Consider the following 12,476-nt stretch of genomic DNA (forward strand, 5'->3'; position numbering starts at 1 on the left):
GAATCTTTAATATTGGCTTATTACAGTGTTTCTGCTGTGAAACAGGTGTCATCAAGTAAAATAGCATTTTTTAGCTAGAGTTCACCCGTGCAAGTTGCCCAGTTAATTGCCGCACACGCCGTTGCCGAAGTCCTGGCCGGCCATAACCTGACTGTTTCAATGCCCAAGGCATTGCGCAAAGTCAAAGCAGCCACGCCACAACAGCAGGCAGCTGCGCAGGATTATAGTTACCTCACTTTGCGTTTTTATGCGGAATCCGCTGCCTACCTGGCGGCACTGACGCCCAAACAGGTCTCGGATACCAGAGTAGAGGCGTTGTTGCTGATCGCTCTCTCGCAGTTGCTGCATGGTCACGATGATGATTTCACGGTCGTCAACCAGGCAGTTGAAGCCGCAGGTAAAACCGGGCAGCGCTGGGCCAAAGGCTTGGTCAATGCCGTGTTGCGCAACTTCCTGCGCCAGCGTGAAGCGCTGCAAGCGGAGGTGGCGCAAAGTGAAGAGGTACAGTGGAATTACCCGCAATGGTGGATAGCGCTACTCAAGCAGCAGTACCCTGAGCACTGGCAAGCAGTGCTGGCGGTGGGCAATGCGCACCCACCGATGACATTGCGCGTCAATATACGCAAAACCAGTGTAGAAGCCTACTTGCAGGCATTGCAGGAGGCAGGCATTGCCGTCACGCATTTGGGTAGTGCCGCCATACAGCTGCATCAGCCACTGCCTGTACATAAACTGCCGGGGTTTGAGCAGGGCTGGGTCAGCGTGCAGGATGCAGGCGCGCAATGGGCAGCGCCATTGCTGGATGTTGCACCGGGCATGCGCGTGCTGGATGCCTGTAGCGCACCAGGCGGCAAGACCTGCCATGTGCTGGAATCGCACGATGTGGAATTAACCTCACTGGACTTGGAAGCGGACCGTTTGAAGCGCGTCCATGAAAATCTGCAACGCCTGGATCTGACAGCCAAAGTGATTACTGGCAACGCAGCAGCGGCTGACTGGTTTGATGGCCAGTTGTTTGACCGCATTCTGGCTGATGTGCCGTGCAGTGCTTCCGGCATCGTGCGCCGACATGTGGATATGAAATGGTTGCGCAGACCTGAGGATTTAGCGACTTTTGCACACACACAGCAGCAAATTTTATCTAATTTGTGGCAAATGCTGGCAAAAGGCGGTAAATTGCTTTATGTGACATGTTCGGTATTCCAACAAGAAAACGAAATGCAGATCCAGCAATTTTTAACTTCCCATGACGATGCGACCCGACTGCCGGTACAGTTCGATGCAGCCCTGTTGCCGTGCGAGCATGCGGCACCTGGGCAATTGCTGCCGGTGGCTGCCCATGACGGATTATTTTATGCGTTGTTGCAAAAGCATTAAATCCTGGTTGTTATTAGGCTTTATGCTTTTCACTGCCTGGTCAGTGCTGGCCGGTGGTAACCATGCCCATATTAAAGTGGCAGAACTGGTGTTGCGCGATGACTTGTGGACGCTGGATGCTGAAATCGATATTCAGATGGGACATGCGCTTGAAGAAGCGCTGAATAAAGGCGTCACATTGAGCTTTTTATATGAATTCCAGATCGTGAAACCGCTTAAATACTGGTTTGATGATGAAGTGGTGACCGAGCGTCGCCTGGTCACCTTGAATTACCATGCGCTGACCAAGCAATACATCCTGCATTATCCCCAGCAACAAAAAGTATTTGATACCCTGAGCGATGCCAAACAGGAACTGGCCGTCATTCACGACTGGCGGCTGGCACCACATGCGGTACTTGAAAAAAACCAATCCTATCATGCCGCCCTGAAGATGCATCTGGATACCAGCAAGCTGCCCAAAGCCTTGCAGGTGGATGCCATTGGCGAGAGCGATTGGGAACTGGTGACGCCTACCTTTAGCTGGTGGGTGAAAGAAACCGTACGCTAAGCTATGCGTTATGTCCTGATCCTGTCGATTACGCTGGCCGCAGGTCTCCTGTACCTGCTATCGCTTGCCAGTGCCAATACCGCCATCAGTGGCGACTATTACATCATACTGCTCTACATCAATGCTGGCCTGGCGGTGTTGTTGCTCGGTGTCATTGGTTACCAGTTGCGCCACCTGTACCGTACCACCAAATCCAAGCAGGTCGGCAGCAAACTCAATTTCAGGTTGCTGGTCACCTTTGCGCTGATGGCGCTGATTCCCGGCATGATCGTATACCTGGTTTCGGTCAACTTCCTCAGCCGCTCGATTGAATCCTGGTTTAACGTCAAGGTCGAATCGGCGCTCGATGGCGGCCTGAGCCTGGGGCAGCGCGCACTGGATATCATGCTGTCCGAGCTGAAAGACAAAGCACAGGGCATGACGGTTTCCTTGTCCCTGCAAACCGCCAAGTCCAATTATGCGCAGCTAAATGATTTACGTGAAAAAGCAGGTATCCAGGATGCTGCATTACTCACGCCACAAGGTGCTATTCTCGCCGTAAGTAGCGCCGACCCCAGTAGTTTCTTACCTGAATTGCCATCGGTGCCGCAATTGCGGCAGGCCAGGAGCGGTGTCTACGGCAAGATCGAGCCTATCGTCGGCAAGGGCTTGTACATGCGGGTGCTGGTGCCGGTGGAGCCGTTAGGCATCATAGGCGAGGTGCGTATTCTGCAACTGATGCAGCCGGTGCCCAGAGCATTATCGAATACCGCAGAGGCGGTGCAGGATGTGTATCGCGAGTACCAGACCTTGTCGTATAGCCGTCAATCGCTGAAAGATATTTTCATGCTGACGCTGACCATGATCCTGTTGCTATCTATGCTGGGGGCATTGATCATCGCGTTTGCACTGAGCCGGCGTATGGCGCAGCCGCTGACGGTACTGGCGGAAGGCACGCGACTGATTGCCAGCGGTGATTACTCGCAGCAGTTACCTTCATTCGGTAAAGATGAACTCAGTGTGCTGGTGAAATCATTCAATAGTATGACGCGCCAGTTGCAGGACGCTAAGCTTGCTTCCGAACAAAGCCGTCAGCATGTGGAATCTGCGCGCGCTTATTTGGAAGCCATCCTGTCGCACCTTAGCTCGGGTGTGATGACGATCAATGAGCGCGCCGAACTGCGTGTCTATAACCTGGCGGCTACCAATATTCTGGGCATCTCGCTGGTCGGGTTTAAAAACAAGATATTTACCGAGGTTGCCACTGAAAATATTTATTTACGCCCATTTGTAGAAATTGTCATGCGCCATTATGATGAGACTTTGCAACTGGATCACCATGAGCGGCACCTGACTAGCCAGATTGATATTGAAAGTGAGCATGGCAAGCAGATTCTGATGTTGCGCGTGACAAGGCTGCCAGAAGGCGCCGGGCATGGCTTGGTCGTGGTGTTTGATGATGTGACTGTCATGGCGCAAGCGCAACGGGATGCAGCCTGGGCCGAAGTGGCCAGAAGGCTTGCGCATGAAATCAAGAACCCGCTCACGCCAATCCAGTTATCTGCCGAGCGCTTGCAGTTCAAGTTGCACGACAAACTGGACAGCAAAGATGCCGAGATGCTGCTCAAATCGACCGACACCATTGTGAATCAGGTACAGGCCATGAAGAATATGGTCAATGAATTCAGTGAATATGCCAGGACACCGGCGGCACTGTTGGTTAAACTCGATTTAAATGCTTTAATCCGTGATGTCAGCCGGTTGTACAATGGATCGACGGTCAAGTTGGAGCTGGTGTTGCAGCAGCAGTTGCCAGAGGTGCAAGCCGATGCCACCATGATGCGGCAGATTCTGCATAATTTATTGCAAAACGCACAGGATGCCATGAGCCAGGTCGAACAGCCGCTGGTCGCCATCATGACCGATTTCGACGGCGAACGTGTAAAATTGTCTGTGACAGACAATGGCGGTGGTTTCCCGACCGAGGTGATGGCAAGGGTGTTTGAACCGTATATTACGACCAAGTCACACGGAACCGGTTTAGGATTGGCTATCGTCAAAAAAATGATAGAAGAGCAGCGTGGACAGATTCGCATAGACAATCTGCCACAAGGGGGCGCCAGCGTCACCATACACCTGCCGGTAGATAAACAACAACAGCGTCGGCGCGTTGAGCGCATCGTGTAAGGAAATACGGTACATGGCATCACGGAATATACTGGTGGTTGATGACGAAGTCGGCATACGCGAGTTGTTGAGCGACATCTTGCGCGACGAAGGGCATCAGGTTCGCCTGGCAGAAAATGCCCAATTGGCGCGCGAAGAGCGACTCAAACAGCGCCCGGATCTGGTGCTGCTCGATATCTGGATGCCGGACTGTGATGGCATCAGCCTGCTGAAAGAATGGGCAAATGCCGGGTTGTTGACCATGCCTGTCATCATGATGTCCGGCCATGGCACTATTGATACCGCCATTGAAGCGACCCGTCTGGGGGCTTTTGATTTCCTCGAAAAACCCATCGCACTGCAAAAGTTGCTCAAAACAGTCGGCGCTGCCATCAAGCATACCGAGCACCTGGCGCATACGGAAATCAATCTTTCCAGCTTTGGTAAAAGTGCCGTCATTCAAGAACTTAAGCAGCGCCTCGAGCAACTTGCCCGCCACAAAAATACCTTGTTCCTGATCGGCAAAAAGGGCGGCAGTGTCGCGCTGTGTGCCAAATTTCTGCGTCCGCAAAATTCGCCATGGGTTTCACTCACTGAATATGACAAGCTGGTCTCGGCGCCGATGGAAATCCTGGAGCAGGCACGTGAAGGCGTCGTATTTGTTGATGAAGTCACCCGCTTAGGCAAAACCGAGCAAAAAGGCCTGAGTTTACTGATCGCCAAATCAGAAAAATACGGTGTGCGTGTCATCTGTGGCAGTGAGTTTGGCTTGCCGCAACTGATTGAAAAAACCATGCTGGAGCAGTCACTATTGCAGACCCTGGCCGGTGCTGCAGTCAAAGTGCCTTGCCTGGACGAGCATAAAGAAGATATCCCCGACTTGGCTAACGCCATGGCCACCTTGATGGTGGAAGCCAGCAAAATCGACTACAAAGCGTTTGATGTGGCGGCGCTGAATGCTTTACGCAATGCAGATTGGCCCGGCGACCTCGATGAGCTCGAATCGGTGGTGCAGAACCTGCTCATGACCAGCCTGGGTGGCAGCATTACGCAAGAAGATGTGCAGCGGGTGCTAAAGGATTTTCAGGGGCAGGTGGCAGAATCTGCGGAACAGCATATGCCCTTGAACCTTGACCAGCCTTTGCGTGAAGCAAGAGATGAATTTGAGCGTTTTTACTTTCAATACCATATGCGGCTGGTCAAAAATAACATGAGCCGCCTGTCAGACATCTCAGGCCTGGAGCGCACGCACTTATACCGCAAGCTCAAACAACTGGGCATTCGTATTAAAGGTTAATGCTTTAAAGCAAATAAAAAAGCCGGGGCAGCCCGGCTTTTTTATTTGCTGAACCAACTATTTCTGACGGTCATCCAGGCTGTAGCCAGTCTGTGGGTAAAGGCTAAGCAACCACATGCCGCCAGCAATACCCATGTATACAAAAAATGCATCCAGCGAAGCCTGGCTTAGTACAATCGCCATGAATACTGCTAGCACGCCCAGAATACGCGCACTGATTTTAGTTTTAAAGCCGACCAGCAAAGCTAAACCAAATACCAGTTGAATCAAAATCAGCAACGGCGCAAACACAGCAGGCAAGCCTAACTGGCCGAGCATGGATTGATATTGCAAATAGCCCTCAGGCACAGAAGTAATGGCAATCAACTTCAAAATCACAATGCCAAAGAACACCAGTGCCAGCAGAATCCTGGCTGCAGCAGTTTGTAAAGGACACATCACTTTTCCTCAAATCCTGTTTTTATAAAGCGCTTATAATGCCTGTGGCTAATCACAATTGCAAACTTTCATCCGGAGCGGAAATTTGTCCGTACAACGCATTCAATTAACCATTCATCGGTTTGATACGCAGCATGCATTGTGGCCGCAATGTCGCATCATCCGTACACGCGTGTTTATTGACGAGCAGCAGGTGCCGGTGGCGCTGGAATGGGATGCTCTGGATGCAGAAGCCATGCACTTGCTCGCCATTGTGGATGGGCAGCCAGTGGCATGCGCGAGAGTACTCCGTGATGGGCATATCGGCCGCATGGCGGTGTTGCCTGAGTGGCGGGGGCAAGGCATAGGGGAAGCGTTATTGCTGCAGGCGATCCAGGAGACCCAGCAGTTAGGAGTCACGCATGCGCGTTTATCGGCGCAAACCCATGCCATCGATTTTTATGCGCACGCAGGCTTTGTTGTGTGTAGTGCGCCTTATCTGGATGCCAATATCATGCATGTCGATATGCAGCTTGAGCTGGTATAATTGCGGTTCAAATTTTTCTCTCACTTCCAGACATAAAAGGAATTCGCATGTCAAAGATCGTATTAAAAGCCGGTGAAGCCACCGTATTTTCCGAAGGTAAAGATGTGACTGCAGCGATGCCGGAAATCGTCATCGGCGCTGTGGATGGCCCGGTTGGTACTGCATTTGCCAACATGATGGCGCAAACCAAAGGCCACACAGCCATGTTTGCTGTGCGTGATATCAACCAGTTGGTGCGCCCGGCGACCATGATGGTGCCTAAAGTCACCTTGAAAGATTCATTGAACATTGAATTGTTCGGCGGTGTGGTGCAAGCAGGTGTTGCCGATGGTATTACTGATGCAGTGATCGAAGGCATTATCCCTAAAGAGTTGGTGAATGATTTGTGTATCGTGGCATTGCTGTGGATTGATCCGGGCTGTGCCAAAGAGGCGAATCTGGACAAAGCTGACTTGTACAAAAATAACTACGAAGCGATCAAGCTGGCATTGAAGCGCGCTTTGAATGATGAGCCTAGCATTGATGAAATCATTGCCAACCGTCACAAAATCAAACACTGCATGTGGGAAGAAAGCTGGGATCAGAAGTAATCCAGCTTTATCCTGTTAAGCCCCGCAGTTGCGGGGTTTTTGTTATCTGGGAGGATAACGATGAAATCGCTCATAAAACGCTATCTGGCCGTTGTGTACGAATCACTCTTGATGATAGCGCTGGCACTGACGCTCACGGCTATTTATTACATGCTGTTTGGCGATGCCAGCCATGGCTGGAAAAGATTAGGATTGCAGCTACTGGTATGGGGAGTTATGGGTGCCTACTTTGTCCGCTGCTGGACAGTCACCGGGCAGACCTTAGCCAACCAGACATGGAAATTGAAAGTCGTTAACCAGCAAGGGCAGTTGCTGGCATGGCAACAAGCGGCGCTGCGCTATGTGCTGGCCAGCGTATTACTTTTGCCTGCCGGGTTGACGTTGTGGTGGGCCATAGTAGACCGTGACCAGCAGTTTTTGCATGACCGCTTACTTGGCTCGCGTATCGTCTGGGTCTAGTCGTTTAACCAGCTAACGCCGTTCAACGTAATGCAGCATGCCCAGGCCGGCAAACAGAAATAGTATGGTCGGGCCGATGGCACTAAACAAGGGTGACCAGTCGTTGAGCACCCCAAGGTGGACGAAGACGCGGTTCATGATTTGATACACCACGCCTAGCAAGATGCCGGAGAATATTTTGGCACTGATGCCGCCCGCGCGTTGTTGCAAAAAGCCGAAAGGCAAGGCCAGCACTACCATGACCAGGCAGGCCAGCGGATAGATCAGCTTGGACCATAACGCCACCTGGTAGCGGGTGCTTTTCTGGCCATTGCGATGTAAATGCTGGATAAAGCTGTACAGGTTCCAGGCCGACATTTTTTCCGGTAATACCAGTAATACATTGAGCAACTCTGGCCGGATCAATGACTCCCACTGCGCCTGTTTTACAAACTTTGAAGTCACCGAGCTATTTTGCACCGAACGCTCGTTATTGAAATTGGTTTGCGTGACGTTGAGTAACTTCCAGTGGTCATCGGCAAAATGTCCTTTTTCGGCATGGCTGATGCTACGCAGGCGGAATTGCGGGTCGAAGTCATAGATATCGATATTCACCAGGCTGCTGTCGGGCAGTACGGTGTTCACATTGACAAAACTGCTGCCATCTTTAATCCACAAACCGGATTTGAAGTCTTGTGCCACGACAGAATCAGTGGCCTGGATGCGGATACGCTGCGCCATTTTTTCACTCAATGGGGCGATGATTTCGCCAATCATAAAAGTCACAATCGCAAACACCAGGCCGATGCTGAGCAGGATTTTGGCAATGATTTTGAGTGAAATGCCACTGGTACGCATGACGATCAATTCGGAATTACCTGCCATCGCGCCCAGCGTGTAGACGATGCCCAGCAGCACAGCGACAGGTGCGACTTCATAGATATGCCCGGGGATGCTCAGCGCGACAAATGTCAGCATGCTGTTGACGCCGTAATGCCCGCGTCCCAGGCTATCCAGTTCTTGCAGCAGATCAAAGAATGAAAACATGGCGAGCAGGCCAAACAACACCAGCATGATGTTAAAGCTGATTTCGCGCCAGAAATAACGATTGAGTATGCGAAGCGTCATGGGTTATGCAGCCTTGGGGCGACGCTTGAACAGGTCTGGAATCAACGGCTTGAGGTGTTTTCGGCGATGATACAGATACCAGCCCAGCAAAATAAAACACAGATGCACCGGCCATAAGCCTATCCATGACGAAATCTTTCCTTGGGTGATCCAGGCCTGGAAAATACTCAGAATGTTGTTATAAACGATAAAAATCAGGATGGCGAACATGATATTCAGCGAGCGTCCGGCCCTGGGGTCGACAAAGCTCAATGGAATCGCCAGCAACACCATGACAATGGTGGAAATCGGGATGGCAAAGCGCCAATGCAGTTCTGCCTGGTCAGACAGTGAGGCATCTTTCATCAGCCCCATAGTGGTCTTGCCTTGCGCAGTGCCGGTTTCAGGGGCAGATTCCTTGGTCTCGATACGGATATCGTAGCGTTCAAACTCGGTGATGGAGACATCCAGGGTGTTCGGGATGACCTCGTAGCGCCGACCATTTTGCAGCACTAAAAAGTTATCGCCGTTTTTGGCTTTATAGCGGCTACCGCGATTGGCTGTGATGATGCCGGTTTTGCCATGCTGGTGCGACTGCACAAAGATATTTTTGACTTCGTAACCAAGTTTGTCAAAACTCTCGATAAAGTAAATGCGCTCCCCGCTATTCGATTCTTTAAACGCGCCAGGGCTGATCGAAGAAAGTTCGTCTCGTTTTTTCAGTTGCTCGCGGTAACCTTCCGCTTTCTCGGTCGCCCATGGCATCACAAACAGACTCAGCAGGCTGATGATTAGCACGATAGGGAAAATAAAGCGCAGGATAGGCACTACCCATTGCCGCAGGCTTAATCCGGCATTCATCCAGATCACCATTTCCGAATCGCGGTGCCAGCGTGTCAGCGTCAATAGCACTGCGAGGAAAATAGCCAATGACAGCATCATAGGCATCAATTTGACCAGGCTGAAGGTGAGGATAGTGCCGATAGCGTCGTTAGGCAAAATGCCTTTAGAAACCTGGCGCACGATGTTACCGGCGCGCTGTGCGACCACGATACCCAGAATAATCAGGAAAATGGCAGAAGATGAGGACATCAACTCTGCGGACAATGCACGTTTGAATATTTTCAATTTAAATGCACCGCTTTGAAATCAGCATAAAACACTAGATAATACAATCATCGCTCAAGTCACAGGCACTCGAACATAAAAGGATAAAGATGGAATTTAGCATAAAAAGCACTGGCCCGGAAAAATTGCGTACCGATTGTTTGCTAGTAGGCATTTATGAAGGTCGCAAGCTGACCGATCTTGCCAAGACTGTAGATGAAATCAGTGACAAGGCGATCACGCTTGCGCTGAAGTCCGGTGATATGGAAGGCAAGTCCGGCAGTACCTTATTATTGCGCCAGTTATCCGGCATTTCAGCAAGTAGGGTGCTGCTGGTTGGTTTGGGTAAAACTGAAGACAGCAGCCTGAGAACATTGCGAAGCGCTTTTCGTGCCGCGCTGAAAGCGTTACCGGCCGGGGTGGAATCGCTGGCCACGGATTTTGCCAGCCTGACGATCAAGAAAACAGATAGCCATTCAAAAGCGGCTGCGCTGGCTGAAGTCGCGCTGGATGCCAGCTACCAGGTCAATGCCGTCAAAGAAAAAAAGGCGGAGCCAAAACCGCTGCAACAGATTACATTGCTTGTAAATAAAGACGCGGCCGACGCGGTCAATGCAGGTTTGAAACAAGGTCAGAGCGTAGGCAATGGCGTCACGCTGGCCAAAGACCTGGGCAACTTGCCGCCTAATATTTGCACACCTACTTACTTGGGCAAGCAGGCTGAGAAATTGGCGAAAGACTATGGTTTTAAAGTAGAAGTGCTGGAAGAAGCCGAGATTGAAAAACTCAAAATGGGCTCTTTCCTGGGTGTGACACGCGGCAGCGACGAACCACCACGTTTTATTGTATTGCAGCATCTCAAAGGCAAAAAATCGCAGAAACCGGTAGTTTTGGTGGGCAAAGGGATTACTTTTGATACCGGCGGCATCTCGCTCAAACCGGGTGCCGATATGGATGAAATGAAATATGACATGTGCGGTGCTGCCTCGGTGCTGGGTGTTTTTAAAGCCATAGGCGAGCTGGATCTGCCATTGAATGTAGTGGGGCTGATCCCGACTTGCGAGAACATGCCTAGTGGCCGCGCCACCAAGCCGGGCGATGTGCTGACCAGTATGGCTGGCCTGACCATTGAAGTATTGAACACCGATGCAGAAGGGCGCCTGATTCTGTGTGATGCCCTGACCTATGCCGAGCGCTTTGAGCCTGCTGCCGTGATTGATATAGCAACCTTGACCGGCGCATGCGTGATCGCATTGGGCCATCATCCTAGCGGATTGTTTGCCAATAATGATAGCCTGGCCAGAAAACTGCTCGACGCCGGTGAAAAGGCCCAGGATAGAGCCTGGCAGTTGCCGTTATGGGATGAGTATCAGGGCCAGCTGGACAGTAATTTTGCCGATATGGGCAATATCGGTGGCCGTGCGGGTGGCAGTATCACCGCTGCTTGCTTCCTTTCCCGTTTTGCCAAAAAATACGACTGGGCTCACCTGGATATCGCCGGCACTGCCTGGAAATCCGGTAAGGAAAAGGGCGCTACTGGCCGTCCGGTACCGTTGCTGGTGACTTACCTTGTGCAGCAGGCCGTTGAGAAAGCCTGATAAGGTCATTGTAGAAGAACTATGACGCGGGTGCGCTTTTATACTGATATCCCTGACCGTGCCGGTTTGATTGTGCACCTGGTCGGGCAAGCGGTCGCCAGGCAACGACAGGTGACCATTTACCTGCCGTCTCCTGAAGCGGCAGAGGAATTGAGTCACAGTTTGTGGCAGCAGGCAGCATTTATCCCCAATGTGCTGGCAGATGCACCGCATGCGAGCCTGACGCCGGTGCTGCTAGCCTGGTTGCCGGAACATATCCGGCAGGATGATATGCTGTTTAATTGCCAGGCAGAGCTGCCAAAGTTTTTCAGTCGTTTCCGGCACTTGTTTGAGTTGATCGGGTCTGCCGAAGATGAAAAAACCGCGGGTCGCCAGCGTTATACGTTTTACCGTGACCGTGGTTACGAAATTCAGCATATGAACATGCAGACGCAGTAAGCGGCTATCAAGGGAGGTTGTGTGGATATTTCAGAAATTCCTGTATTAACCAAAGTCGTACAAAAAAATAACCCGGCCGCCCTGGACGTGGATGAGCTGGTTGCCCAGGTCAAACAGGCGTTATTGCCTGAGATTGCGGAGATCGTCGCCAGCCAGTTAGGCCAGCGCGCGTTTGAACGTTCTGTGGTCGAGCAGCAGGCGTTGTCCGAGTATGCAGAATCCATACAGCAGGATCTATCGCGACATGCACAAACCCAGGTTGGCGAGAGTTTGCAATCGATTGAGCAGGCATTTCGCGAAGCCATGGGCAATGTCGGTAAGCAACAGCTGCAATCTGTAGAAGAAGACGTGGCCCGTTTAACCGAAACGCAGCAGCAACTACTGGCGACCACTGAGCAAACCATACGTGAAGTGGCAGAAAACGCGGGCAGGCAAAAGCTGGAAGAAAAACTGGCGCAACTGATTGAAGACCAGCAAGCGCAAATTGCGACCAAAGTGCTGGAGATGCAAGCGCAGTTAGAGAAGACCACGGCGGATCACATCCACCAGCTGCAAGAAAGCAGCAAGGAAACGCTGACCACCGGTCAGGAGGCGATGGAAGCCAGGCTGGTGGAAGAGTACAAACTGACCCTGCAAAGCGCTTTTGCCGAATTCACCGATCAGCAAACCGCCGAGTTTAAACAGAAATTCAATACCGAACTGTCATCGGTTGAAGCCGAATTACAGACCAAAGTGCAGGCCATGGTCACCGCGCAAATGGAAGTCATAGAAGGTGAGTTGAACAAACGGCTGAAATCCAGCATCCTGGAAGTGTTGCAGGGCATCAAGTTTGTGATGCCCAGTATTTAGGGGTTGATCTTAGTCA

General features: G+C 51.4%; 13 protein-coding genes. 10 read left to right on the plus strand and 3 right to left on the minus strand.

The window, feature by feature from the left end; all coding sequences use genetic code 11:
- Positions 1–87 precede the first annotated feature (87 nt).
- Genes rsmB through ACSSVF_RS05695 form a run of 4 tightly spaced genes read left to right on the plus strand, consistent with a single transcriptional unit; the run spans position 88 to position 5,369 of the window.
- Positions 88–1,377, plus strand: coding sequence for a 16S rRNA (cytosine(967)-C(5))-methyltransferase RsmB (gene rsmB / locus ACSSVF_RS05680; RefSeq protein ID WP_492405983.1), 1,290 nt, complete (start codon positions 88–90; stop codon positions 1,375–1,377).
- Positions 1,355–1,927: a DUF4390 domain-containing protein gene (locus ACSSVF_RS05685; protein ID WP_492405984.1), complete on the plus strand. Its 573-nt coding sequence runs from the start codon at positions 1,355–1,357 to the stop codon at positions 1,925–1,927. Before rsmB ends, ACSSVF_RS05685 begins: the two co-directional genes overlap by 23 nt.
- A gap of 3 nt (positions 1,928–1,930) precedes the next feature.
- On the plus strand, positions 1,931–4,093 hold the full coding sequence (locus ACSSVF_RS05690; protein ID WP_492405985.1) for a sensor histidine kinase: 2,163 nt from the start codon (positions 1,931–1,933) through the stop codon (positions 4,091–4,093).
- 13 nt (positions 4,094–4,106) lie between these two features.
- Positions 4,107–5,369, plus strand: coding sequence for a sigma-54-dependent transcriptional regulator (locus tag ACSSVF_RS05695; RefSeq protein ID WP_492405986.1), 1,263 nt, complete (start codon positions 4,107–4,109; stop codon positions 5,367–5,369).
- A gap of 57 nt (positions 5,370–5,426) precedes the next feature.
- On the opposite strand, the gene ACSSVF_RS05700 is transcribed toward ACSSVF_RS05695, so the two are convergent.
- Positions 5,427–5,807, minus strand: coding sequence for a DoxX family membrane protein (locus ACSSVF_RS05700; protein WP_492405987.1), 381 nt, complete (start codon positions 5,805–5,807; stop codon positions 5,427–5,429).
- Between the two features lie 85 nt (positions 5,808–5,892).
- On the opposite strand from ACSSVF_RS05700, the gene ACSSVF_RS05705 reads away from it, so the two are divergent.
- The 3 genes from ACSSVF_RS05705 to ACSSVF_RS05715 are packed head-to-tail and all read left to right on the plus strand — an operon-like array spanning position 5,893 to position 7,382.
- Complete coding sequence (locus tag ACSSVF_RS05705) at positions 5,893–6,333, plus strand: GNAT family N-acetyltransferase (RefSeq protein ID WP_492405988.1); 441 nt, start codon at positions 5,893–5,895, stop codon at positions 6,331–6,333.
- A gap of 47 nt (positions 6,334–6,380) precedes the next feature.
- Complete coding sequence (gene fae / locus ACSSVF_RS05710; protein ID WP_442584835.1) at positions 6,381–6,923, plus strand: formaldehyde-activating enzyme; 543 nt, start codon at positions 6,381–6,383, stop codon at positions 6,921–6,923.
- A 60-nt stretch (positions 6,924–6,983) separates the two neighbouring features.
- Complete coding sequence (locus ACSSVF_RS05715; RefSeq protein WP_492405989.1) at positions 6,984–7,382, plus strand: RDD family protein; 399 nt, start codon at positions 6,984–6,986, stop codon at positions 7,380–7,382.
- Between the two features lie 12 nt (positions 7,383–7,394).
- On the opposite strand, the gene lptG is transcribed toward ACSSVF_RS05715, so the two are convergent.
- Positions 7,395–8,489: an LPS export ABC transporter permease LptG gene (gene lptG / locus ACSSVF_RS05720; RefSeq protein ID WP_492405990.1), complete on the minus strand. Its 1,095-nt coding sequence runs from the start codon at positions 8,487–8,489 to the stop codon at positions 7,395–7,397.
- A 3-nt stretch (positions 8,490–8,492) separates the two neighbouring features.
- Positions 8,493–9,596 (minus strand): LPS export ABC transporter permease LptF, encoded by a 1,104-nt coding sequence (gene lptF, locus ACSSVF_RS05725; protein ID WP_492405991.1) that lies wholly within the window; start codon positions 9,594–9,596, stop codon positions 8,493–8,495.
- Between the two features lie 89 nt (positions 9,597–9,685).
- Between lptF and ACSSVF_RS05730 the strand changes: the two genes are divergently transcribed.
- Genes ACSSVF_RS05730 through ACSSVF_RS05740 form a run of 3 tightly spaced genes read left to right on the plus strand, consistent with a single transcriptional unit; the run spans position 9,686 to position 12,460 of the window.
- Positions 9,686–11,173 (plus strand): leucyl aminopeptidase, encoded by a 1,488-nt coding sequence (locus ACSSVF_RS05730; protein WP_492405992.1) that lies wholly within the window; start codon positions 9,686–9,688, stop codon positions 11,171–11,173.
- 21 nt (positions 11,174–11,194) lie between these two features.
- Positions 11,195–11,611: a DNA polymerase III subunit chi gene (locus ACSSVF_RS05735; RefSeq protein WP_492405993.1), complete on the plus strand. Its 417-nt coding sequence runs from the start codon at positions 11,195–11,197 to the stop codon at positions 11,609–11,611.
- Between the two features lie 21 nt (positions 11,612–11,632).
- Positions 11,633–12,460 carry a hypothetical protein gene (locus ACSSVF_RS05740; protein WP_492405994.1) on the plus strand — a complete coding sequence of 276 codons (828 nt, stop codon included), beginning with the start codon at positions 11,633–11,635 and terminating at the stop codon, positions 12,458–12,460.
- Positions 12,461–12,476: the final 16 nt, after the last annotated feature.

This window comes from Methylophilus sp. E2MeOHC9, from assembly GCF_058744375.1.